Annotated in this window: 26 protein-coding genes, 2 tRNA genes and 2 pseudogenes; 13 read left to right on the forward strand and 17 right to left on the reverse strand. The window is 34.2% G+C overall.

Going from position 1 to position 22,847, the window contains the following annotated elements; all coding sequences use genetic code 11:
* Positions 1-70 precede the first annotated feature (70 nt).
* The 13 genes and pseudogenes from rimP to C6H25_RS05730 all read right to left on the reverse strand — a co-directional run bounded on the left by rimP (position 71) and on the right by C6H25_RS05730 (position 10,661).
* Entirely contained in the window at positions 71-511 is a 441-nt protein-coding gene (rimP, locus tag C6H25_RS05675; RefSeq protein WP_104748479.1) for a ribosome maturation factor RimP, read from the reverse strand.
* Positions 504-839 (reverse strand): 30S ribosome-binding factor RbfA, encoded by a 336-nt coding sequence (gene rbfA, locus C6H25_RS05680; protein WP_104748480.1) that lies wholly within the window; start codon positions 837-839, stop codon positions 504-506. The genes rimP and rbfA overlap by 8 nt, the downstream gene beginning before the upstream one ends.
* Complete coding sequence (infB, locus tag C6H25_RS05685) at positions 839-3,694, reverse strand: translation initiation factor IF-2 (protein WP_104748481.1); 2,856 nt, start codon at positions 3,692-3,694, stop codon at positions 839-841. Before infB ends, rbfA begins: the two co-directional genes overlap by 1 nt.
* Positions 3,691-3,945 carry a DUF448 domain-containing protein gene (locus tag C6H25_RS05690; protein ID WP_199768945.1) on the reverse strand — a complete coding sequence of 85 codons (255 nt, stop codon included), beginning with the start codon at positions 3,943-3,945 and terminating at the stop codon, positions 3,691-3,693. The genes infB and C6H25_RS05690 overlap by 4 nt, the downstream gene beginning before the upstream one ends.
* Positions 3,932-4,813 carry a homoserine kinase gene (thrB, locus tag C6H25_RS05695; protein ID WP_104748483.1) on the reverse strand — a complete coding sequence of 294 codons (882 nt, stop codon included), beginning with the start codon at positions 4,811-4,813 and terminating at the stop codon, positions 3,932-3,934. Before thrB ends, C6H25_RS05690 begins: the two co-directional genes overlap by 14 nt.
* Before the next feature lie 50 nt (positions 4,814-4,863).
* The gene (locus C6H25_RS05700) at positions 4,864-5,349 is read right to left on the reverse strand and encodes a hypothetical protein (protein WP_104748484.1); all 486 of its coding nucleotides are present in this window, start codon (positions 5,347-5,349) and stop codon (positions 4,864-4,866) included.
* 21 nt (positions 5,350-5,370) lie between these two features.
* On the reverse strand, positions 5,371-6,258 hold the full coding sequence (gene lpxC / locus C6H25_RS05705; protein ID WP_104748485.1) for a UDP-3-O-acyl-N-acetylglucosamine deacetylase: 888 nt from the start codon (positions 6,256-6,258) through the stop codon (positions 5,371-5,373).
* The gene (locus C6H25_RS09080) at positions 6,255-6,632 is read right to left on the reverse strand and encodes a septum site-determining protein MinC (RefSeq protein ID WP_418904551.1); all 378 of its coding nucleotides are present in this window, start codon (positions 6,630-6,632) and stop codon (positions 6,255-6,257) included. Before C6H25_RS09080 ends, lpxC begins: the two co-directional genes overlap by 4 nt.
* A gap of 8 nt (positions 6,633-6,640) precedes the next feature.
* Positions 6,641-6,848 (reverse strand): annotated as a pseudogene (gene minC, locus C6H25_RS09085) (septum site-determining protein MinC); the annotation flags it as partial.
* Between the two features lie 3 nt (positions 6,849-6,851).
* Positions 6,852-8,213 (reverse strand): M23 family peptidase, encoded by a 1,362-nt coding sequence (locus C6H25_RS05715; RefSeq protein WP_199768946.1) that lies wholly within the window; start codon positions 8,211-8,213, stop codon positions 6,852-6,854.
* 9 nt (positions 8,214-8,222) lie between these two features.
* A complete protein-coding gene (locus tag C6H25_RS05720) occupies positions 8,223-9,203 on the reverse strand; it encodes an outer membrane beta-barrel protein (RefSeq protein ID WP_199768947.1) in 981 nt (326 codons plus the stop codon).
* Entirely contained in the window at positions 9,200-9,997 is a 798-nt protein-coding gene (locus C6H25_RS05725) for an outer membrane beta-barrel protein (RefSeq protein WP_104748489.1), read from the reverse strand. Before C6H25_RS05725 ends, C6H25_RS05720 begins: the two co-directional genes overlap by 4 nt.
* Positions 9,987-10,661: a hypothetical protein gene (locus C6H25_RS05730; RefSeq protein WP_104748574.1), complete on the reverse strand. Its 675-nt coding sequence runs from the start codon at positions 10,659-10,661 to the stop codon at positions 9,987-9,989. The genes C6H25_RS05725 and C6H25_RS05730 overlap by 11 nt, the downstream gene beginning before the upstream one ends.
* A 215-nt stretch (positions 10,662-10,876) precedes the next feature.
* Here C6H25_RS05730 and panB point away from each other — a divergent pair, with 215 nt between their 5' ends.
* From panB to C6H25_RS05755, 5 genes and pseudogenes are all read left to right on the forward strand, one after another.
* Entirely contained in the window at positions 10,877-11,689 is an 813-nt protein-coding gene (panB, locus tag C6H25_RS05735) for a 3-methyl-2-oxobutanoate hydroxymethyltransferase (RefSeq protein ID WP_104748490.1), read from the forward strand.
* Positions 11,690-12,703, forward strand: coding sequence for a Holliday junction branch migration DNA helicase RuvB (gene ruvB / locus C6H25_RS05740; protein ID WP_104748491.1), 1,014 nt, complete (start codon positions 11,690-11,692; stop codon positions 12,701-12,703).
* 19 nt (positions 12,704-12,722) lie between these two features.
* Positions 12,723-13,724, forward strand: a complete 1,002-nt coding sequence (locus C6H25_RS05745) for a DNA adenine methylase (protein WP_104748492.1) — start codon at positions 12,723-12,725, stop codon at positions 13,722-13,724.
* Complete coding sequence (locus C6H25_RS05750; protein ID WP_104748493.1) at positions 13,721-14,620, forward strand: Dam family site-specific DNA-(adenine-N6)-methyltransferase; 900 nt, start codon at positions 13,721-13,723, stop codon at positions 14,618-14,620. The genes C6H25_RS05745 and C6H25_RS05750 overlap by 4 nt, the downstream gene beginning before the upstream one ends.
* A 6-nt stretch (positions 14,621-14,626) precedes the next feature.
* A pseudogene (locus C6H25_RS05755) lies at positions 14,627-16,254 on the forward strand (AlwI family type II restriction endonuclease).
* A 25-nt stretch (positions 16,255-16,279) separates the two neighbouring features.
* On the opposite strand, the gene C6H25_RS08605 reads toward C6H25_RS05755, so the two are convergent.
* Positions 16,280-16,377: transfer RNA gene (locus C6H25_RS08605), tRNA-Sec, on the reverse strand.
* 155 nt (positions 16,378-16,532) lie between these two features.
* Between C6H25_RS08605 and tatB the strand changes: the two genes are divergently transcribed.
* The 7 genes from tatB to C6H25_RS05790 all read left to right on the forward strand — a co-directional run bounded on the left by tatB (position 16,533) and on the right by C6H25_RS05790 (position 20,156).
* Positions 16,533-16,988 (forward strand): Sec-independent protein translocase protein TatB, encoded by a 456-nt coding sequence (tatB, locus tag C6H25_RS05760; RefSeq protein ID WP_104748494.1) that lies wholly within the window; start codon positions 16,533-16,535, stop codon positions 16,986-16,988.
* Positions 16,981-17,724, forward strand: coding sequence for a twin-arginine translocase subunit TatC (tatC, locus tag C6H25_RS05765; protein ID WP_104748495.1), 744 nt, complete (start codon positions 16,981-16,983; stop codon positions 17,722-17,724). Before tatB ends, tatC begins: the two co-directional genes overlap by 8 nt.
* A complete protein-coding gene (gene queA / locus C6H25_RS05770; RefSeq protein WP_104748496.1) occupies positions 17,721-18,758 on the forward strand; it encodes a tRNA preQ1(34) S-adenosylmethionine ribosyltransferase-isomerase QueA in 1,038 nt (345 codons plus the stop codon). Before tatC ends, queA begins: the two co-directional genes overlap by 4 nt.
* Positions 18,755-19,291, forward strand: a complete 537-nt coding sequence (rsmG, locus tag C6H25_RS05775) for a 16S rRNA (guanine(527)-N(7))-methyltransferase RsmG (RefSeq protein WP_104748497.1) — start codon at positions 18,755-18,757, stop codon at positions 19,289-19,291. The genes queA and rsmG overlap by 4 nt, the downstream gene beginning before the upstream one ends.
* Complete coding sequence (locus tag C6H25_RS05780; protein ID WP_104748498.1) at positions 19,285-19,515, forward strand: PP0621 family protein; 231 nt, start codon at positions 19,285-19,287, stop codon at positions 19,513-19,515. Before rsmG ends, C6H25_RS05780 begins: the two co-directional genes overlap by 7 nt.
* A 90-nt stretch (positions 19,516-19,605) precedes the next feature.
* Positions 19,606-20,019: a hypothetical protein gene (locus C6H25_RS05785; RefSeq protein WP_104748499.1), complete on the forward strand. Its 414-nt coding sequence runs from the start codon at positions 19,606-19,608 to the stop codon at positions 20,017-20,019.
* Positions 20,020-20,068: 49 nt separating this feature from the next.
* Positions 20,069-20,156 (forward strand) — tRNA-Ser (locus tag C6H25_RS05790).
* On the opposite strand, the gene C6H25_RS05795 is transcribed toward C6H25_RS05790, so the two are convergent.
* Genes C6H25_RS05795 through C6H25_RS05805 form a run of 3 tightly spaced genes read right to left on the reverse strand, consistent with a single transcriptional unit; the run spans position 20,157 to position 22,215 of the window.
* Positions 20,157-21,083, reverse strand: a complete 927-nt coding sequence (locus tag C6H25_RS05795; RefSeq protein ID WP_158653889.1) for a Gfo/Idh/MocA family protein — start codon at positions 21,081-21,083, stop codon at positions 20,157-20,159.
* Between the two features lie 8 nt (positions 21,084-21,091).
* Positions 21,092-21,544 carry an acyltransferase gene (locus tag C6H25_RS05800; protein ID WP_104748501.1) on the reverse strand — a complete coding sequence of 151 codons (453 nt, stop codon included), beginning with the start codon at positions 21,542-21,544 and terminating at the stop codon, positions 21,092-21,094.
* A 20-nt stretch (positions 21,545-21,564) separates the two neighbouring features.
* The gene (locus tag C6H25_RS05805) at positions 21,565-22,215 is read right to left on the reverse strand and encodes an outer membrane protein (RefSeq protein WP_104748502.1); all 651 of its coding nucleotides are present in this window, start codon (positions 22,213-22,215) and stop codon (positions 21,565-21,567) included.
* A 255-nt stretch (positions 22,216-22,470) separates the two neighbouring features.
* Here C6H25_RS05805 and C6H25_RS05810 point away from each other — a divergent pair, with 255 nt between their 5' ends.
* Entirely contained in the window at positions 22,471-22,845 is a 375-nt protein-coding gene (locus tag C6H25_RS05810) for a chemotaxis response regulator CheY (RefSeq protein ID WP_014659753.1), read from the forward strand.
* Positions 22,846-22,847 lie beyond the last annotated feature (2 nt).

Consider the following 22,847-nt stretch of genomic DNA (forward strand, 5'->3'; position numbering starts at 1 on the left):
CCTTATTATTGCGATAAAACTTCTATTTTCCTAATAAAACCATTTGAAATCCAAAAAAACAAATCTAATTTCACCACTCAAACAGCGTTTTAACTTTTTTTAAATCTTTGTAATTTACGCTTTTAATGGTGTTGTCATCTAGCTCAAAATCTACGCTTGTTTCATTAGCATTTTTAATAATAGCTTGAAAACTCTCTTTATTGATGAGCCGAACATCTACTTTTTCGCCTAAAGAGAGTTTGAAGTGTTTGGGGGTTTTAAGCACTCTTTCTAAACCCATAGAACTCACTTCTAAAAGATAAGCATCCTTAATAAAATCACACACATCTAATAAGGGTGAAATAGTTTCGCTCACTTGTTGGCATATATCTAAGCTAATCGCCCCCTTAGGATTTTTAAGACTTATTCTCAAAATATTTTGCTCATTTTCTTTTACTAAACTCACATCATAGAGCAGGTAGCCTAAGCTTTCAATGACCCCTTCAATTTGTTCTTCTATTTTTTTAGTCATCATTCTTCCCTTTAGCGATTTGATTGAATATTGCGTCTAAACGGAGTTGCTCTTCTAGGCTATTATCTAGGGCAAAACTAAGTTTTGGGCATTTAAACCACCCACTTGTTTGTAAAACGAATTGTCTAATCAAGCTTTCAGCCTTTTTTAATTTTGAAAGGATTTTGTTATCTTTGGACAACACAAACACATGAGCATGGTGCTTACCCCTAGAGCATTCTACTCTAGTAACACTCAAAGAGTTTAACTCACTATCATTCAAGCTTGATAGGGCTTCTTGCAATAATTCCAAAAGATTAGATTCCAAGCGTTCTTTATGAGCGTTCATTAAAGGGTTCTTTTTTTATGGATTTCTCTGTAAGTTTCAAACACATCGCCTACTTTAATCTCATTATAATTTTCTAGCATAATCCCACACTCATAGCCCTTAGAAACTTCCTTAACATCGTCTTTAAAGCGTTTTAAAGAGACAATTTCACCTGTATGAATGATGACACCATCTCTAATTAAACGCACCTTAATGCCACGAGTAATCACTCCTTCACTTACCATACACCCTGCTATAGTGCCTACTTTAGGAATATTAAAGGTCTCTCTCACTTCAGCTTGTCCGGTATGCTCTTCTTCAATAATAGGACTCATCAAGCCTAGCAATAGCGAACGCATTTCTTCAATCAAGGCATAAATCACCGTGTAAGTTTTAATGCTAACATTGTATTCTTTAGCCTTGTTTTTCACATTACCGGTTGGGCGGATATTAAAGCCTAAGATTACGGCATGTTCGCTGCTTGCCACAAGACTTAAATCATTTTCTGTAATGCCCCCCACCCCTGAATGAATCACTTGAATGGCTACTTCTTCATTACTCAATTCTAACAAGCTGTTTTTAATCGCCTCTAAACTTCCTTGCGTATCAGCTTTAATGATGACAGGAATATTTTTTAATTCCTTGTTAGCCACCATTTCTGAAAGCTCATCAAAAGACACTTTAGTGCTTTTACTCAAAGCTTTTTGGCGTAGATAAGTCGCTCTCTTTTGAGCTTGCAAGCGTGCGATAGAATCGTTTTCTACCCCTATTAATACAGAACCTGCGGGGGGCACTTCACTCAAGCCTGTAATGAGAGCCACCATAGAAGGCTTTAAACTTTGAATACTCTTGCCTTGGTCATCAGTCATTGTTCTTACTTTACCAAATGCCGTTTCTGCATAAAAACTATCCCCTACATTTAAAGTCCCATTTTGAACAATCACCGTAGCTACGGCTCCTCTCCCCTTTTCTACACTTCCTTCTAAAACAATTGCTCTCGCACTTGCTTCTTCTATGGCTTGCAATTCCATAATATCTGCTTGAATAAGAATGGTTTCTAATAAATTATCAATACCATCGCCTGTTTTTGCTGAAACAGGAATAAATTCATATTCTCCGCCCCAATCCACAGGGTTATAGCCAAGCTCGGCACACTCCGCTTTGAGTTTATCGGGGTTGATATTTGGTTTATCCATTTTATTCATCGCAAAAATCACAGGCACATTTGCCGCTTTTGCATGCTCTAGGGCTTCAATAGTTTGTTGTTTCACGCCATCATCAGCTGCAATCACAATTACTGCAATATCCGTAACTTGAGCCCCACGATTTCGCATTTGACTAAAGGCTTCATGGCCTGGTGTGTCAATGAAAGACACCCACTTGCTATTCTTCTCTACCATGTAAGCTCCAATATGCTGAGTAATCCCCCCAGCTTCGGTGTGTGCCACTCTTTTATCACGAATTTTATCTAGTAATGAAGTCTTACCATGGTCTACATGCCCCATAATCGTAACTACAGGCGGACGCTCTTTTTTAACCCCCTCTAGCACTTCTTCTACTTCAAATTCTTCTAAAGTGTTTTGAATGGAAATTTCTAAATGAAATTCTTCAGCTAAAATCTCTATACTATCCTTATCTAAAAAGTCGTTTTTAGTAACCATAAGCCCTAAATTAAAGAGCGTTTTAATCACATCAGCAAGATTTAGATTTGCCTTTTCGGCAAATTCATACACACGCACTTCTTCTGGAATAGAAATAGTATTTTGAACTACCTTTTGGCTGTTATCGTTACGAAACACCCGCTTTTTCTTAGAATGACGCTTGATTCCACCCTCGCTCATCCAAGGGTTCTTTCTCTGCACTCGCACCCTATCATTGATATTTTGGCGGACTTCCTTTTCTTCCTCTTCCTTGTTTAAATTATCTTGTTCATGCAAATCAAACAATAAGATTTCATCGCTCTCATCATCATAAATATCATTGCCCTTAAAATCTCTCGCATCGCTAAAATCAATTTTATGAGATTTATTGTTTTTAGCTGTAGGGGTAGCTTTAGATTTGCTAGGTTTTTTAGCTTTTTTAGTCTCTTGTTTGTCTTTTTCTTGCCATTCCTTTTTGAAATCTTCAAAAATAGCCGCCGCACTTTGAGTAGGTTTTTTGTTTTCTGTATTAGTCGCTTGAGTTTCATCATTACGATTCACAATGCGAATGCCCATGCGACGCTTAATGGTCTCATTGCGTTTTCTCTCTTGATGTTCTTTATCGCTCTTTTCTTTTGTGTTTTCTACCGCTTCTTTCCTAGTATTAGGACTTTGAGTAAGCTTGTTTAAGGCCTCTCTAGCTTTTTTTATGTCTTGGAGTTCCTTTTCAGCTTTTTGGCGTTTGGCATCAGCGACTTTTGGGAAGGTTTCTTTTGTGGGTGCTTTTTTTGCTATGCTAGGCTCATTATCGTGCGTGCTAATAATCTCTATTTCTCTTTTTTTTGGCATAAGAGACTTAACTTTCTTTTTAGGCTTTTCGCCCTTTGGCTCTTGTATTAGTGTTTGATTTTTTTGACCTTTTTCATTCTTTGGTTCTACAAAAAGATTTTTAGGTTTTCCACTTTCTTTAGCCGTCCCATTTTCTTGCGTTTCTTTTGTGGTCTCTGTCGTTTCGTTTTGTGAGGGCTTAGTAGGCATAGGTTTATTGGATTGCACTTGCTCTTTAATACCTTCAACAATATATTTATAAAGCTTGTCCGCTTGCTCTGGGGTAATTTTGGAATTTGTCTTAAGCTCTAAACCAATATCTTTGGCTTGCTCTATGATATTTTTAATCTCTTTTGGTGTCTTACCAAGCTCTACTACAAAATCTTTTAAATCAACCATACCACTCATGCTATACTTCTCTCCTTAATCCAAATAATAATTTTTTCAGTATTTTTAGGGGCATTCTTTACCTTTAAAATAGCTCTAAGCAATTTTTTTTCTCCGCCTTTCAAACAATTTTTACACACATAAAAACTACGACCTTTCCCATCAAATTCCATTACGCCTTCTTCAAAGGCTTTCAAACGCAACAAGTCATTTTGAAACCAGCGCCCCCTACATGCCACACACATGCGGGTTCTAATCTCAGTCTTTCTCAATAATGACTCCATCATTATCAAAGTCTAAAATCGCTACCCTAAACTTAGAAAATTTCTTGCTTAAAACCTGCTTTAATCTAGGGGCATCTTCTTCATAACACATGTTAAAAAACGATGAGCCACTTCCTGAGAGTGTGCTCATTAAAGCATTGTTTTCTAAAGCAAGCTTTTGCACTGCAAATAGCACGGGATAAGCTTGCATACGCCTAGTCTGATGCATTCTATCCTTGGAACATAAACGCAATAAATCCCACTTGCCTTGCATAATTGCCATAGTCATCAAACTCGCATGTGAAAGGTTAAACACACTCTCTTGGGTGCTATAACGCTTGGGTAAAACTTGGCGAGATTGCTTAGTTGAAGTAGCTCTATTAGGAATAACCATGACCGCTTTTAAATACGATGGCAACTTAACTTTCAAGCTAGAAACTTGGCGTTTTTCTACTAAAGCCACATTATACCCTCCAAACACCGCTGGAGTAATATTATCAGGGTGTGGCTCATAAATTAAAGCCGTGTTTAAGATATTTTCCTTATCAAACGCACGCCCTAGTAACGCAAACGCTGCTGTAATGGCTCCTACAATCATCGCTGAGCTAGACCCCATTCCTCTTGTAATAGGAATCTTATTATGCAACAAAAATTTAAAAGAACTCTCCACGCCATGTGCTTTTAAAGTCCTATAAAACACCTTAGTGAAAATATTATCTGTCAAAAACTTCGCAATGCCCTCGCCCTCACCGATGAGTTTTACCGCATGAAAAGCACTAGACTCAATAAAAAAACGATTGCGTAAATTCAAGCTCAAACCCAAACAATCAAATCCGGGGCCTAAATTCGCACTTGTTGCAGGGACGCTTACCACCAAAATTCAAAACCCCTATGCTATGGCTATCTTACTTTATCTAGTATTATACACTAAATGGGGGGTAAAATGTAAAATGGTGTGTTGAATTGAGCGAATTTTTCCTTCTCTAATTGAAAAGGTAGGGTAAAATCTTTTGGCAAAACTTCTAAATCCTTAAAATCTACTAAGTTTTTCATCTCTTTTGAAATAAAATATTTGTTTGCATACGCCAAAATGGGGGCATTATCATTAAAATCAAAGCCTGTTGTAGAATGTAGCTCAAAACCTTGAATCAAAGCTAGAGTGTGTAAAAAGATATGCGTGAGCTTTAGGCTTGTAAAACTTCCCGGTCCTTTAGCATAATAAACCCCCTCAATGGTAGGCAAAGAAGAATATTTCTTAGTGTCTTTAAAATCTTTGAATAATTGCGAAAAAACTTCTAGTAAACCCTCACTTGTCTTTAATGCTGAAGTATAAGAAGTGTGCAAACAATTTTGCTGATACACCCCAAGCAATACCACCTCGCCTAAAGAAACAAGTGCTAAATCTACTTTCAAAAATAAAACCTCTCAATAAAATTAAGCAAAAGCTTTTTGCAAAACTACCTCTTTAGCTGGCTCTTGCATAAGCAATACTTCATAATTTCTAGCGTCTGCCAAAATAGCTTTGACTAACATAGAATTGAGTTTATGGCTACCTGAAAAAGAAGTGTATTTGCCTACCACAGGCATACCCAATGCCATTAAATCACCCATGGCGTCCAAAATTTTATGCCGTACAAACTCCTTTTCGCATCTCAAGCCCTCTTTATTCAAAATGCTGTTTTCATCTAACACAATACAATTGTTCAAACTCCCACCTTTAGCCAAACCAATAGAACGCAAATAATTTACTTCTTGTAAAAATCCAAAAGTGCGTGCTTTTGCAATTTCATCCTTATAAGCTTGTTTGCTGAAGATAAAGTTATACTTTTGTTCAGCAATAACCGGATGCTCAAATTTAATCGTAAAATCCAAGGAAAATTGATTATCTGGCTCTACTCTAGCAAATTTATCACCCTCTTTAACCTCAACCATTCGCTTGATTTTCATTACCTTTTTAGGAGTTTCTAACTCTTTAATCCCTGCTTCATCTAAAAGCATGCAATAAGTCAAGGCACTCCCATCCATAATAGGAATTTCTTCATTATCCACAGAAATCTTAATATTATCAATTCCATAAGCATGAATAGCTGAAAGCAAATGTTCGATCGTAGAAATCTTTGCACCATCTTTACCAAGCACGGTTGCCATTTTAGTATCAATAATATTTTCGGGTTTCAAGGGAATCTTTACATCTAAATCCTTGCGATAAAACACAATACCTTGATCTTCAGCAAGCGGTTCTAAAACCAATTTTACAGGAACTCCCTTATGTAAGCCAATTCCTAATAATTCTACAGAGTTTGCGATAGTTGTTTGTCTCATGTTAATTCCTTTATGTCTAGTAAATCGTCATTTTTTGTAATCACTTTTAATTTTTTATTTCCTTGCAAGCGTTCAATTTCTTTTTCCAATAAAATTTTACCTTGAAAAGCTATTTGTGAAGTGTTAACTTCTCCAAGCACTAAACATTCCCCAAAACATATAATTACTCCATCACAAACCCCATAAATAAAAATACAACCCTCTGAGACAATTCTAGCTCCATTGTTTACATTACCTAAAAAAACTAAATTCCCAGAGCTGTTAATCTCTTCACCACTTCTAATGTTTCGTTTATAAACGATTGTTTTATGAGATGATTGAGACAAAGGGCTTTTATTTTCTACAAGAATTTGCTCATCTTTTTGACGAGCCATTTGCACACTACGACCCCTTAAAGAACGCTCAGTCTCTAAAAATAACAGATCATATTTTTTTAACACTTCTTTTACAAATGGTTCTAACTCATACTTAAAAACAAGGAGAAAAGAATACAATAATTCTTTGTTTTGTTCTAAAAATTCTACAACTTCTTTTGGGTCTTGTTTCTCAATTTCAAATACATGCGCATTTTTTTGATTTGTCTTTAACATTGTTTATTCCTTATTTTCTAAAAGACGAGATTTAGCAAGACTAAGTGGGGCTATAATATTATCATTAATCCAATTTTGATTGAGCCATTCATTAGGCCGCACTAATACCCCTTGCAAAAACACCCCCATATGCAAATAATTCCCAAAACTAAAACCACTATTACCCACAAATTCTTGTGGGCTTTTTGTTTGAGACTTTAAATGTGAAAAAAACACACAAAGTCCTAACCCATAGCAATACAACGCACTATCCCCATAAAACCCTAAATTCTTTCGCAAAACTTTTTTAACTGGATTTTTAAAATTCAAAGGATTATTTCTTTTTACTCTCAAATCCACCCCAAAATGTAAAGCTTGAGCCAACACTTGATTATCTTTTAAAAAACGGCGATTTTCTAAAAAATGCCCCATTATCCTAGTGTTTTCTCCAACAGGTGCGAGCGCTTTAAATACTGAAAAATCTTCGTAAAACAACCCTTGTTGCATAGCCTCTTGCTTAAAAATATTTAAATCTTCTTGGCGTGTTTGATTGAGTGCTTTTAACAAAGTGGTTTCAAAATCATTCTTTAAATTTTGTTTGAATTTTGGCGATAAATCCATATGAGATAGATTCTCTTCTAAAGTTTGAATATTGTAATCCACCTCTTTTATGCGATGAGCTTTACGCTTAAATAAAAGAGGTTGGCTTGAAGTGTTGTAAGCCTTATCTTGAGCTACAACAAGAGCTTTAAAATCTTTAATCCCATACGACCATGGAATTAAAGCTACAAACACATTATGCCCTTGATATTCCTCAAGTCTAAAAGCTTTAAACTCCCTATCTCTAATGCGCACAAACGCCCTAAAAAGATTTTCATCAATAGCCTCAAAAACTACTAACGCACTCCCCCCATAAGTAATACTTGGCGAATGGGCTAGAACTTTAATGGAAGGCTTTTTAGTATCTATACGAACATCACATTGAAACTTAGTCCAATTACCATCAAAAAAATGCGCATAACTCCAATCAAATGCCTTAAACTCATAAGTGATATGTCTCCCCTCTAGTCCTTGTATTTCAGGTTTTGGCAAAAGAATTTCTAAAGTCTTTGGCTTGTCTAATACAAGCACCTCTTTTTCATAAATCACTAGATTGTCTTTTGTAGTGGCTTTGAGTTGGTAACGCTTAATGCCTTTTTTTGCTGTAATACGCACTTTAATAGGATGTTTTAAATCCCAAAAAAGCACTCCATTAGCATTGGTATTTTGCTCTGCATTCTCTAGACTAAAGGTTAAAGCCCCTTTCTTAGTAATAATCATATTGTAAGTTAAATAGCCTACTAAGACAAATATGCTTAATGCCAAAAATCTAAACGCCATAACCAACCCTAAAGCCTAAAAAATATACGCATAATTTACCAATAAAAAACTTGAGCGCCTAAACTTATTATTAGCCGAAATTAATAAGCGTTTTTCTTCTTGCTTATTCCCATCTATTTCCATAGTCCCCTGATAACTCGCCCCCTCTTCTACCCCCATTCTCAAATAGCTAATCGGTAATTTAGTGCCAATCTCTAAGCGGTGCTTTCTAAAAAGAGTTAAACTCACGCCCACATTAAAAGTATAATCCACTTCAATAAGAGATTTCCATAGCATATTAGAACTTGTAAAATTTCTTATAATCAAGTTTCTTGCATTCTGATTAGGCTTATCTTGATAAAGCATAAGTCCTATGCCAAACCCCGCATAAACCCCCAAAAAATGTTGTTTCTCCTTAAAATCTAAGGGCATATCAAATAATAAATCTGTATTTACAGCTCCTAAAGCATAAAAAAACGAGCCAATTTGTTGCTTAAGGCTTGTTTCTTTTAATGTTCCTCCTCCAAGCAATAAATCCCCATAAAATCGTGTCCCAAAATAAGACACAAAGTATTTTTGATAGCCAAATTTAGCGCTAATCATAGAAACAGGTGCTTTTAAGAGTATATTCTCCTTGAAAACGCTAGAGGCATTAGCTCCATATTTATCTAGCATTTCTCCTTGATAAGACAGATTAAACTCTCCATAAGCATACCCACCTCCTAAAAACACCCCGCTTTTCTTCTCTGCTAAAGAATATAGTTTGAGTAATTTTTTTCTTTTTTTCAAAGAGACTTTTGCATGGGAGCGTTGCATATATTCTTCTTCAAAACCATCGTTATTTAAAGTTTTTTTAAAAGCACCTTTATTTAAAATTTGTTGTTCTAAACTTTGAATTTTTTCATCTAGTTGCTTATTTTCATCTTTTAAAACTTGCAAGCTTGTGGCTTTAAGCCCTACTGCCAATATCACACATAGCATTAACTTCTGTTTGATTAAACCCATTATCAGCCTCATAGCAAATAATTATAACTAATGTAATAAACATTCGTGCTTTTAAAATAATATAAAAATTTTGAATTAGGCTCTTTTAATGAGGGCATTTTTAAAGCTAGTTCAAAGCGGTGTTTGAGATTGAGTGTCATAGTTACCCCTAAGTTTAACACCAAATTAAACCCATTAGGTTGCGAATAATCTTTGACATCTTTCATTTTTTGATAAATTCCATTCCAACCCACTCCAATCCCCCCAAATATCCCTAAAGCGAACTTCTTTTGCTTGTCAATAGACTTATCCATCATCAAATCTAAATTCAAGCTTGCGATTTGATAGGAGGCTAAAGAATTATTTTTAAACCCTTGCATGCCCCCTCCTAAATACTCCCCATAAAAACGCAACCCACTAATCCCATTAGAAAAATATTTTTGATACCCCCCCCTTAACCCATATAATAAGGGATAAGCTTGAATCCTACCTAACTTTTGAGTGCTGTAATAAGGGTGTGCTTTAATGCCGATCTCACCTAGCAATACCCCTACAAAAAACCCACTCTTTCTTTGTGCCATATTTTGACCTAAAAGAGCTTGTTCTTGCTTGTAAAGCTCACCCCTTAGCATGTATAAGCGGCGTTTTTTTTGCTGGATTTCCTTAAGAAGGTTTGATTGTTCATGCTGGTTTTCATCAGCTTGAGTGTCTGTCTCGTGCGTGGGTTTTATCTCTTCTATTAAAGGCGTGTTTTGATTTTCTAATGCCTGTGTTATAAAGCATAGACTACACCACATTAAAACCAATCTCAATAGCTTAAAATACATACTGATACCCAATACTAGCTAACGCTCCCCACCAAGTTTGACTTGAGGGGTTAGCATGCAAAAAAGGAAAGTTATTCATCACTTTAAATTCAAATTCAATGCGATTTTTTTCTAAAACCGTGAAAGCCAATCCCGTATTAAAAGCCATACCCCATTCTGCATTATAATTCGCTCCTTGTGCAATCACTCCAAGCCCAAGCCCTAAATAGCCCCCCATGTATAAATATTTTCCCACAAAAGGTAGAGGAATATCCAATAAAAAATCCCCATTAATCATAACTGATTGAAATCCTACACTTCCAAAAGGTGCTTTCTTAGGTGCTCCTCCATAATATTGAATATACACACGCCTACCGATGATATTTGGCTTAACCAAACGCGCAAAAAATGAGGGCTTAAAAGTTTGATAGCCAAATCTTAAGCCATAAGCGAATAAATAATTCAAAATATTGCCTGTAATGTTGGAGCTATTTGTTTTAAGCATGACTTTATGGTTATAAAAAAACCCAGTATTCACCCCTAAGATTAGCCCACTTTTAGCATTCGCTCGCTTTAAATCCCTAATTAATTCTTCAACTTCTTTGTCTTCATAGGCTTTATAATATTTGATATATTTGTAGTATTTTGGGTCTAGGGTATCATAATCAAGTGCGTTCAACTGCATGTACAGCCCTACAAAAAGCACTAAAATTCTTTGTCTATCTAAACCCAAAATTTAAACTATCCCTCTTGTTTTAATCTAAAAATTTACCTTTAATTATACTAAAAAAATATTTGAACTCCCAAAGAAAGCCCTTTAAAAAAGTAAATATTTCTAGTCGTATCAAAGTCATGCTACAATGCAACCATATTTGATACCAAAAATAGGATTTTTAAAAAATGAGTATGCAAACTGCCCAAACAAAAAAAATCACTCTAAACACTCTTCAAGCCAAAAAAAACAAGGAAAAAATTACCGCCATTACAGCTTATGATGCGTTATTTGCCAAAATGTTTGATTCTCTAGTAGATGTGATTTTAGTTGGCGATAGCTTAAATATGAGTTTTTTAGGTAAAAATGACACTTTAAGTGCGAATATGGATATGATGCTCTATCACACCAAAGCGGTGTGTGTAGGTGCTAAAGCTCCTTTTATCATCACAGATATGCCCTTTGGAAGCTATAAGGATGAAAAAACAGCCCTAAAAAATGCTATTAAAGTTTATAAAGAAACTCAAGCTGATGCGATTAAATTAGAAGGGGGCAAAGAAAAAGCAAGCTTGATTAAAACGCTCACAAACGAAGGCATTATTGTGGTAGGACACATCGGCTTAATGCCCCAATTTGTGCGTCTTGATGGGGGCTATAAAATTAAAGGTAAAAACGAAGAACAAAAGAAAAAGCTTTTAGAAGACGCTTTAAGCCTAGAAGAAGCTGGAGTAGGATTGCTTGTTTTAGAAGGCATTACAACTCCTATTGCAAAAGAAATCACTCAAAAAGTTAAAATCCCCACTATTGGCATAGGAAGTGGCAAAGATTGTGATGGGCAGATTTTAGTGTGGAGCGATATGCTAGGTTTTTTTGATAGTTTTAAACCCAAATTTGTGCGCGAGTATCTTAATGGAAAAGAGTTGGTTCAAAAAGCTATCAAACAATACGCTGATGATGTAAAAAATGGCGTTTTTCCTAATGAGTTAGAAAGTTATAATTAAATGAAAGAACGCCTAGTCAATTTAGAAACCCTAGATTTTGAAACTTCTCAAGAAGTGAGTTTGCGCCCTAATCTTTGGGAAGATTATATCGGTCAAGAAAAAATTAAGAGCAACTTGCAAATTTCAATTTGTGCGGCTAAAAAACGCCAAGAAAGTTTAGACCACATGCTCTTTTTTGGCCCACCGGGTTTGGGTAAAACTTCTATTAGTCATATCATTGCTAAAGAAATGGAGACTAATATCAAAATTACCGCCGCTCCTATGATAGAAAAAAGCGGTGATTTAGCCGCCATTCTCACTAACTTACAAGCTAAGGACATTCTTTTTATTGATGAAATCCATAGGCTTAGCCCTGCTATTGAAGAGATTTTATACCCAGCTATGGAAGACTTTAGATTAGATATTATCATAGGCTCAGGCCCAGCTGCTCAAACCATTAAAATTGATTTACCCCCTTTCACTTTAATAGGTGCTACTACTAGAGCTGGAATGCTCTCTAATCCTTTAAGAGATAGATTTGGCATGAGTTTTAGAATGCAATTTTATGACCCTAGCGAACTAGCTTTGATTATTAAAAAGGCGGCATTAAAACTTAATCAAAGCATAGAAGAAGAAAGCGCTAATGAAATTGCTAAAAGAAGTAGAGGTACACCTAGAATTGCTTTAAGGCTTTTAAAAAGGGTGCGTGATTTTGCTCTAGTAAAAAATTCAAATTTAATGGATTTAAACATCACTTTGCATGCTTTAAATGAATTAGGTGTGAATGAATTAGGCTTTGATGAAGCAGATTTGATGTATTTATCCTTGTTAGCTAATGCTCAAGGAAGACCGGTAGGCTTAAGCACAATTGCTGCATCTATGAGAGAAGATGAAAGCACGATTGAAGATGTGATAGAGCCTTTTTTACTCGCTAATGGTTATCTGGAGCGCACCGCTAAAGGAAGAATTGCTACACCCAAAACTTACACGCTTTTAAAAATCCCTATAACCAACTCTACCCCAAGTCTGTTTTAACTTATTAGCACAAACCCTTATGAAAACTTTTAATCTACAAAATAGAAGATACATCGGTTCAAAAGCAAAGCTCATAGAATGGGTATTTAAAAATTTAAAATTAGATAATATCAAAAGTGTGTGCGATATTTTTGCTGGAAGTGGGGTAGTAGCTAGTCAATTTGCCACTATTTCTAACATCAAAAGTATTATTCTAAATGATATTTTATTTTCTAATGAAATAATTTATCATGCTTTTTTTAAAGGGCAAGACGCTGATTTTAAAAGCTTACAAGAATTAAAAGAATATTATAACAAGGCTTTAAAGTTAGAAGAAAATTATTTTAGCCAGCATTTTAGCGATAAATTTTTCAGCTACAACGATTGTATAAAAATCGGCAGCATTAGAGAGCATATAGAAAACTTGGATTTAGACACATTGAATAAGAATATTTTATTGATAAGTCTCATTTATTCTATGGATAAAATCGCTAACACGGTGGGGCATTATGAAGCGTATAGAAAAAAAGAGATTTTGCAAGATAAATTCATTTTTGAGCTTATTAGCCCTATTAAACATAACAAGAATATTATAATAAAAAGACAGAACGCTAATATATTAGCTAAAACTTTAAAAACAGATTTAGTCTTTATTGACCCCCCCTATAATTCAAGACAATATAGTCGGTTTTATCATCTCTATGAAAATTTAGTGCAATGGAAAAAACCCAAACTTTATGGAACAGCCTTAAAACCAAAATGCGAGAATATGAGCGAGTATTGTCGCTCTAATGCCAAAAAAGAATTGAGTGATTTGATTGAAAAGCTAGATTGTAAGATAATCGCTTTAACTTATAACAATACCTACAATTCTAAATCTAGCTCTTCGCAAAATAAAATAAGCTTTGAAGATATAATAGATATTTTAAGTCAAAAAGGAAAATTAAGTGTCAAAGAAAAAGCCCATAGTTTTTTTAATTCAGGAAAAACTGATTTTAAAGAACATAAAGAATTTTTATTTATCGTGGAAGTGAAACCTTGAATAAGCCTATTCGTTCGCCCTTTTTCTATGTAGGGGATAAATACAAGCTCATGCCACAACTCAATAAATTATTTCCAAATAATATTAATCAATTCATTGAACCCTTTGTAGGTGGGGGTAGCGTGTTTTTAAACACTAAGGCTAAAAGATATTTAGCTAATGACATAGATATTCATATTATCAATTTACATAAAACTTTAAGCCGGTTCAATACTTGTGAACTTTTTGATGCATTATCTAGGATTATCACTCATTATGGCTTATCGTTTTCTCTTAAAGGCATTACAGCCCCTAATGCCTTAAAAAAACAATATATAAAAACCTATTATGCTAAGTTCAATAAAACAGCTTATGAAAAACTAAGGGCTGATTTTAACTCTAATCAAAATAACATGCTTTATTTATACTTGCTTTTAATTTATGGGTTTAACCATATGATTAGATTTAATTCTAAGGGGCTTTTTAACTTGCCTGTGGGTAATGTGGATTTTAATGAAAATGTTTATAACGCCCTAAAAAACTACATAAATTTTATACAACAAAACACCATTATGTTTAGCAACACCGATTATATTGATTTTCTTAAATCTATCACTTATTTAAAAGATGATTATGTGTATTTTGACCCCCCTTATTTAATCTCAAATAGCGAATACAACAAACTATGGGATAGCGATAATGAGATAGCCTTATATGGCATAATAGATAGCTTAGATAAAAAGGGAGTTAAATTTGGTCTCACTAACTTAGTTTGTCATAAAGGAGAGACTAATTCTATTTTAAAAGAGTGGGCTAAAAAATATTATATTTTTAATATCAAAAGTAATTATATCAGTTTTAATGACAATACCATTAAAGAAGATAGTAAAGAAATCTTTGTAACTAATTATAGGTAATCAAATATGACTAGAAAAATAACACGAAAAATTTTAAGCTTTTCAACTACCATGCGAAACCCTAAAAGGATAGGGCAATTTTTAGCTATCTTAGAAAAGTTTGAAAATGAAATCCTTAGCTCTTCAACGATTATACAAATTGTCAAATCTGTTTTAGCTCATAGGCTTTATAGACCTACTTCTATTCATTATAATGAAACATTGAGAGAAAAATTTGACTCTAATGAATATGTTTTGAGCAATGAAGAACTAGAACACATCATAAAAATATCCCCACAAAAACACAAAGAAAAAGGTTTTGAATATGGGTGGGAAAGCCGTTTTGATACTTGGTTCAAACTCATGTGTGAGTTTGGGTTTTGTTACTATATTAAGAATGAAAAGATTTTAATCAGTGATAGTGCTAAAAGGCTTATTAGTGCTTATTACGATAGAAAAAACAACGCCTTTAAAGAAAGCGTTGATGAAAGCGTAGTTGGGGCTATATTTTTAAACGCTCTATCTAAATATGAAGTAGGAAACCCTTATAAAAAGAACTTAAACCATAATAACCCTTTCAAGTTATTGCTCTCACTCTTAGTTAAACTCAAAAATACAAATTTAACCCCCCTATGTATCAAAGAAATTCCTATTTTACTTTGTTGGCGAAACAATAATGCTAATGAGCTTTATGACTATATTACTGCTTTAAGGCAAGAAATTGTTGCTATCAATAAAACAAATTTTAGTTATTCAGATGAATTTATCTATGAAAAATGCTTAGAGCTTTTAGAAAGCGATAATAAAATACGATTCAAAATGAGTCAAATCACTAACGAAGCCGTTGATGAATACATTAGGAAAATGCGTATTACTGGACTTATCTCGTTGCGTGGCAATGGCAGGTTTATTGACATTAACACGAATGAAATAGAGAAAATAAATTATATTTTACAAACAAATAACGCTTTTAAAAATAATTATTTAGATGATAGCCAAGCTAACAAGTTTGCTTTTTTAATTACATGGCAAGTGTGGATAAATTTCTGCTTGGCACCACTAAAATTAGCGTTGATGAAAATATTAAATCAAACAAATTAAACGAACTAGCTACAACTTATTCTAAAGATTTCGTAAAACAAGAATTGCTTATTACTTGCAACAAGCAAAAAGAGTCAAAAGATAGTTTCTTAAGACTCATTGACAAACCTTTACGCTTGGAATTTTTAACAGCCATTTTCTTAACACAAAGTTTTAAAAATTTAAGCGTGATACCAAACTATAAGAGCGATGATGAAGGACTACCCATATTTACAGCAAGTAAAAACAAGGCTGATATTATCGCTATAGATACAAAAGCTGAGAGTTATATAGAAGTGAGTTTGATTAGAGATAGAAGTCAAAGCACCTTAGAAATGATACCCATTGAAAGACATTTAAAAGAATTGATTAAAAATAGTGCTAATCATAAAGAAAAGTTTAGTGTCTTTGTAGCTCCAAATATCCACAACGACGCTAAGGAATATGCAAGATTTGCTAAATTTAAGAACGATAAAATCAATATACCTTATTACGCCATTAACGATTTTATAGAAAAGGTAGAAAATAGCACAGAATTGCTACAACTCAATGATGAAAAGTTACTGATTTTATAAGGCTGATTTTATTAGTTTTAAAAAATGGCGAGAGGGTAGAAGAATCGAACTTCTCAGCACCTAGACATCTAGGCACTCTATGGGTTTGAAGCCCACGGCATACACCAGATATGCTTACCCTCCATGAGCTTAAAGGACATTAGTTGCATTCTATCATAAAAAACTTCAATCTTAAACCCCTTTAATTTCAAACTTTTACTTTTTAATCTTGTTTAGAAAGAAAATTACACTACAATAACAATAAAATTTCTAGTATAAGGGTGTGAAAATAAATTACTATGTTTGGCATGGGCATTTTTGAAATCCTTGTTGTGGTGATTGTAGCGATTATTTTTTTAGGGCCAGAAAAATTCCCCCAGGCTATTATAGATATTGCGAAGTTTTTTCGTGCTGTGAAAAAAACGCTCAATGACGCTAAGGACACTTTGGATAAAGAAATCAATATTGAAGAACTAAAAAAAGAGACCTTAGAATATCAAAAACTCTTTGAAAATAATCTTGAAGGCGTTTCTAAAGGTATTAGGATTGAGGAATTAGAAGACGCTAGAATGAGTGTGGAAAATGAGATTAAAAGCGTTCAAGATTTAATGCAAGATTATGAATATAGCTTAGAAAAAGACAAGCTTCTTAGTAACTTAAATGAAGAAGTTTCAAGCGATGAGCCTTTTAAAGAAACAGAGTTAATTGCTAACAACAATACAGAAAAATCCGACAAAGAAAAAGAGCATGTTTGAAGATTTAAAACCGCATTTACAGGATTTAAGAAAGCGTTTAATGATTTCTGTAGGAACGCTTTTAGTGGCGTTTTTAGGGTGTTTTCATTTTTGGAAAAATATTTTTGAATTTATCAAGGATTCTTATAAAGGCACACTCATTCAGCTCTCCCCCATTGAAGGGGTTATGGTAGCGATTAAAATAAGCTTTTCGGCTGCACTTGTCATTTCTATGCCCATTATTTTTTGGCAATTATGGCTCTTTATCGCTCCGGGGCTTTATAAAAATGAAAAAAAAGTGATTCTGCCTTTCGTGTTTTTTGGGAGTGCTATGTTTTTAATCGGAGCTAGTTTTTCCTACTATGTAGTGTTTCCTTTTATTATTGAATACTTGGCTACTTTTGGAAGCGATGTATTTGCTGCTAACATTTCTGCATCTAGTTATGTGAGCTTTTTTACCCGCTTGATTTTAGGTTTTGGCATAGCGTTTGAATTACCTGTTTTGGCGTATTTCTTAGCTAAGGTAGGCTTGATTACTGATGCAAGTTTAAAGGCATATTTTAAATACGCTATTGTAGTGATTTTCATTGTAGCGGCTATTATCACTCCCCCTGATGTGGTGAGTCAAATTTTTATGGCGTTGCCTTTAGTAGGACTTTATGGGCTTTCTATTTTAATTGCAAAATTTGTCAATCCTGCTCCAAAAGATGAAGAGAGTGAAGCTGAAGAAAATGAAGAAAAAGCGAGTGATAATTGAGAGAATTTGATTTAGAAAGCTATGATTATAACTTGCCTAAGGAGTTGATTGCAAACTATCCTATTCTACCTAAAGAAAAGGCTAAATTGCTTGTATATGAAAGGCATTCGCAAAAAATTACGCACACTACTTTTGAACATGTTTTAGACTTTTTCCCCAAAAACGCTCTTATTGTATTAAATGATACTAAAGTGATTAAAGCTAGGCTTTTTGGAGCTAAGCACACATTTTCTCATTTAAAAACCACCGAAGTGTTTTTCCACCGCTTTATTAAAGACAATATCGCTCTAACTCAAATTAAGGGTAAAGTAAAAGCAGGCACTAGAATCTTTTTTGATTTAAATAACCACGCTGAAGTCTTAGAATTACTCAATAACGGACAACGCTTAATCGCTTTTTATGAAAACAATAACCCTTTAGAAGAAGTTAGTATCTTAAGGCTTTTAGAACAACATGGGCATATGCCCTTACCCCCCTATATTAAAAGGGCTGATGAAAATTTGGATTTGAATGAATACCAAAGCGTGTTTGCTAAACATTCTGGAGCGATTGCTGCCCCTACGGCGTCATTACATTTTTCTAAAAACTGCTTAGAAACTTTACAAAAAAACTTCAAGCACACTTTTTTAACCTTGCATGTGGGGGCTGGAACTTTTTCTAGTATAGAAACCAAAGATATTAGGGAGCATAAAATCCATACAGAAATTTTACAAATCTCTAAAAATAGTCAAAAAATTCTACAAGAAGAAAAAGAGATTTTATGTATCGGCACGACCGCTTTAAGAAGCGTGGAATATTTCAAACGCTTAGAAGACCCTAAACAAGAAACTTTTGAATGCGATATTTTCTTACATTTAGCTAATCCTATTAAGCATGTCAATTACTTACTCACTAATTTTCATTTACCAAAATCCAGCCTTTTAATGCTCGTAAGTGCCTTGATAGGCTTAGAAAAAGCTAAAGAAATCTATTCTATAGCTATAGAAAATAAATATCGTTTCTATTCTTATGGCGATGGAATGCTGATTTTATGAACCCTTTATTACAAGCCTACGCTAATATTCTTTTAGAATGGAATAAGACGCATAACTTAAGTGGGGCAAGAAATTTAAGCGAGTTAGAACCCCAAATTTTAGACGCCCTAAAGCCTTTAGAGTTTATTAAAGATTTTAAAACTTGCTTGGATATAGGAAGTGGGGCAGGCTTACCTGCCATTCCTTTAGCCCTAGAAAAACCTAACACACAATTCATTCTTTTAGAACCTAGAGTTAAAAGAGTAGCTTTTTTAAACTATCTTAAAAGCGTTTTACCCTTAGAAAATATTGAAATTATTAAAAAGCGTTTGGAAGATTATAAAAATCCCCTAAAAGTAGATTTAATCACATCTAGGGCTGTCGCAAGCTCTTCTTTTTTGATAGAAAAAAGCCAGCATTTACTTGAAAATAAGGGGTATTTCTTATTCTATAAAGGCGAGCAATTAAAAGATGAAATTGCTTGCAAAGACACTGAATGCTTTGTTTATGAAAAACGCATTTATTTTTACAAATCAAAGGAAAGTTTATGTTAAGAATTTTAGTCCCATTGCTTCTTATTGTGTGGGTTATATGGCGTTTGTTTTTTAAACAAAAACCCCTTAAAAACAACCATTCTTACAAAGAGCAAACCACTAAAGAGCTAGAAGAACACATGATTAGTTGTTCTAAATGCCAAACCTATGTCTCTAGCAAAGACGCTATTTATAGTGGGGCAACGGCTTATTGTAGCGAGGCTTGCTTGAATGACAAGGGATAATATATTTTTATCCCCTATAAAAATATATCAATTAAGTCAAAGTCTATAACTTAGATGTAATTCTTAAAAAACTACTTTTAAAGGATAAACATGCTCATCTTGGGACACCCCTTAATTCCTAGCGCTAATTTTATTTCCATAAAAAACATTGATGATATTTGTTCTACTACTAATAATGATATAGTGTATTTTAAAGCCCATAAAACAAATTTAAGCCTAGCCAAATATTGCTTTGAAAATAGCGTGAATTTTAGCGTAATCTTTTTATCGCACAAAGAACCCCTAGAGATTGATACATTTTTTTTATTCACCGCCTTTAAAGTGCAATATTGTATCTTTAGTAATATTGAACAAGCTATTATCGCTCAACAATACGCTACTAATTACTTACTGGATAGCAAAATTTTATTTTCTATGGATTTAGACAATACAGAGTTATGGCAGATTTGCGCTAACACCCAAATTGATGGTGTCATTTCTAAAGATTTACTTTTTTTAGAATAAGCCCTTTTTAAACAAATCTTAGTTATAATAACCCCCTTGTTTAACAAATGGGGAGATGTCCGAGTGGTTGAAGGAGCACGCCTGGAACGCGTGTAAGGTGCAAGCCTTCGAGGGTTCGAATCCCTCTCTCTCCGCCATTATCCTTTAGCTAGAATTTCTGCCTTTTCTAGTATTGCTATCGTTTGAAGAACATTTTCTTTTTGCCAAGTTTCAATCCCACCTTGCTTAATATTTTGATAAAAAGCTTTTAAAGCATTATCTAAGGACAGGGTTTTTTCAAGTTTAGGAACATAAAATTTAGGGGCTTTCAAACTAGGCTTACAAGTGTCATACACCAAAATAGGCGTTTGGCTTGTATCCTCATAAATAACGCTTTTTTGCTCGCCAATTAGCACCATTTTACGCACCTTTTTTTCATGCAACCAAGACACACAAATATTGATAAAAACTTGTTTATAGCTCCCTATTACAAACGCTTGAGCGTTAGTTTGGCACATTTTAGCAACGCTCACTTTTTCTAATAGTAAATCCCCTAAAAGATAATTTAAAATACTTATATCATGCAAAGCCAAATCCCATAAGACATCACAATCTTGCCTAAAAATCCCAAAATTCAACCGCTCGCTTGTGATACTTTTTATCTCTCCTAGTTCGTGCATGTGTTTTTTAAGCCAACGCACCGCATTAGAATAAGTGAATGTATAATCACAAAATAATATCAAGCGATATTCTTTAGCAAGCTCATAGAGTTTAAGAGCGTGGATATAATTAAAACTTAAAGGTTTTTCCACAAACACATGCTTACTAGCTTTCAAACATTGCTTTACAAGACTTGCATGCGTGTTGGCTGGAGTGGCAATAAGAATTACTTCTATTTCTTTATCCAATAACAATTCTTCTAAAGAATGATATATCTTCACACAAGGATAATCTTTTTTAGCTTGTTCTCTTGCTAAAAGAGCGTTATCTAAAATTCCTACCAATTCAAAAAACTCAGTTTTGATAACACTTCTTGCTAAGTTCTTACCCCAATAGCCATACCCTAAAAGCGCTACTTTTTTCACAATGATTTTTAAAGCTCTCTAATAAGGCGTGCTGGATTTCCTGCATAAACGCCTTTAATTTCAATATCTTTAGTTACCACACTCCCTGCCCCAATAACCACACCATCACAGATTCTAACCGGCAAAATAGTAGCGTTAGAGCCAATGCTGACATGATTACCTATAAAAGTGCTTTTCCATTTTGATTTATCGCTATTAGGATACCCATTTTCAAACAAATCATTAATAAACATCACGCCATGCCCTATAAAACAATGCACTCCAATATTCACTAGAGAGCAAACAAAACTATGGCTTTGAATGCGTGTAAACTCCCCCACTACCACTTGAGATTGAATCTCACAAAATGGCCCTACAAACACGCCCTTTTTTAGCGTGCAACCATACAGATTTGAGGGCATTATTACACGCACCCCCTCTTCATAGTCTACCCCCTTAATCTGTGCTTGTAAAATTTCCAATTCAACTCTCCTTAAAACTGCTAAAAATGCCAAGAATGCGAGACAAAAAATAAAAAACTCCGCTCAAAAGGACTGCGAGTTTCTGGGGTTAGAAATATTTTCATGCCCAATTCCACATCTACATCATGGTATAAAACAATCGTGCGAAACTGCACCCCAAACTGCCCAATCGCTCTAAAATAGGTGTTATGAAAATTAAAGCTTTTAACCGAATTCCAAGTGTTAACAATCAAATCCTGCACTTTATGATTGATTATCCAAGTGTTAGCCGCTAATTGCAACCCAAAGAAAAAAGCCCAGCGGTTAATAGGATTTTTATTATACGCTACCATAAAATCCCCCCCTACCCCATAAGTGAACATATTAGCTTGCAAAGTGGAGTTATTTGAAAACAACACATTACCATAATCTACAAACACATAATACCTAGAATACGCCCAATCGTTTTTAGGATTAAGCTCATAACCCCAAAGAATCGATGCACCCTGCAACAATTTATTCTCATTAAGAGGACGCATAAACACCATACCCACTTGATAAGAAGAAGACATGTAACTTAAATTCTTTGCTCCTAAAATTTGACACAAAAGAACGCCTATAACGCCCATTAAAATATTTAAAAAGCATGCTTGTTTTTTTAATTCTTGCTTGCCAATATTGTGCCAAATCATACTCAATAACCCTTTAAATCATAGCTAGGCATGCCTTATATTTTTTTAATAAATCTTATTATAACTAAAACCTAAAGGTAAGCTAAGTCATTTATAAAGAGCCTTTAACTTTAAAAATACTCAAATCAAGCAAGATAACTTTTAATTAAAACATGCTATTATCATAAACCAAAATTATCAAAATTAAGCGTCAATACGCTTTGAATAGGTTTGATTGAAAACCTAATTAAAACGCCAATAAAGAGGAGAAACGCTTTGAAACTACTAGTAGTAGACGACAGTTCAACCATGAGAAGAATCATCAAAAACACTCTTTCACGCTTAGGCTATGAAGATATTTTAGAGGCTGAACATGGTGTAGAGGCTTGGGAAAAACTCGATGCCAATGCCGATACTAAAGTGCTAATTACTGATTGGAATATGCCCGAAATGAATGGATTAGATTTAGTTAAAAAAGTGCGTGCTGATGATAGATTTAAAGAAATTCCTATTATTATGATTACTACAGAGGGCGGTAAGGCTGAAGTTATCACTGCCTTAAAAGCGGGTGTGAATAATTATATCGTTAAGCCTTTTACTCCACAAGTTTTAAAAGAAAAACTAGAAGTTGTTTTAGGAACAAATGACTAAAG

The sequence above is a fragment of the Helicobacter cetorum genome, assembly GCF_900198405.1.
In the GTDB taxonomy this organism is placed as follows: Bacteria; Campylobacterota; Campylobacteria; order Campylobacterales; family Helicobacteraceae; genus Helicobacter; species Helicobacter cetorum_C.

Bases quoted from the DNA above. Each gene is read 5' to 3' on its own strand.
- C6H25_RS05730 (WP_104748574.1), bottom strand. From the start codon at position 10,661: ATGCAGTTGAACGCACTTGATTATGATACCCTAGACCCAAAATACTAC.
- tatB (WP_104748494.1), top strand. From the start codon at position 16,533: ATGTTTGGCATGGGCATTTTTGAAATCCTTGTTGTGGTGATTGTAGCG.
- lpxC (WP_104748485.1), bottom strand. From the start codon at position 6,258: ATGAGACAAACAACTATCGCAAACTCTGTAGAATTATTAGGAATTGGC.
- ruvB (WP_104748491.1), top strand. From the start codon at position 11,690: ATGAAAGAACGCCTAGTCAATTTAGAAACCCTAGATTTTGAAACTTCT.
- C6H25_RS05805 (WP_104748502.1), bottom strand. From the start codon at position 22,215: ATGATTTGGCACAATATTGGCAAGCAAGAATTAAAAAAACAAGCATGC.
- C6H25_RS05785 (WP_104748499.1), top strand. From the start codon at position 19,606: ATGCTCATCTTGGGACACCCCTTAATTCCTAGCGCTAATTTTATTTCC.
- C6H25_RS05720 (WP_199768947.1), bottom strand. From the start codon at position 9,203: ATGAGGCTGATAATGGGTTTAATCAAACAGAAGTTAATGCTATGTGTG.
- rbfA (WP_104748480.1), bottom strand. From the start codon at position 839: ATGAACGCTCATAAAGAACGCTTGGAATCTAATCTTTTGGAATTATTG.
- infB (WP_104748481.1), bottom strand. From the start codon at position 3,694: ATGAGTGGTATGGTTGATTTAAAAGATTTTGTAGTAGAGCTTGGTAAG.
- C6H25_RS05725 (WP_104748489.1), bottom strand. From the start codon at position 9,997: ATGTATTTTAAGCTATTGAGATTGGTTTTAATGTGGTGTAGTCTATGC.
- C6H25_RS09080 (WP_418904551.1), bottom strand. From the start codon at position 6,632: ATGGCTCGTCAAAAAGATGAGCAAATTCTTGTAGAAAATAAAAGCCCT.
- tatC (WP_104748495.1), top strand. From the start codon at position 16,981: ATGTTTGAAGATTTAAAACCGCATTTACAGGATTTAAGAAAGCGTTTA.
- rsmG (WP_104748497.1), top strand. From the start codon at position 18,755: ATGAACCCTTTATTACAAGCCTACGCTAATATTCTTTTAGAATGGAAT.
- C6H25_RS05745 (WP_104748492.1), top strand. From the start codon at position 12,723: ATGAAAACTTTTAATCTACAAAATAGAAGATACATCGGTTCAAAAGCA.
- panB (WP_104748490.1), top strand. From the start codon at position 10,877: ATGAGTATGCAAACTGCCCAAACAAAAAAAATCACTCTAAACACTCTT.
- C6H25_RS05780 (WP_104748498.1), top strand. From the start codon at position 19,285: ATGTTAAGAATTTTAGTCCCATTGCTTCTTATTGTGTGGGTTATATGG.
- rimP (WP_104748479.1), bottom strand. From the start codon at position 511: ATGACTAAAAAAATAGAAGAACAAATTGAAGGGGTCATTGAAAGCTTA.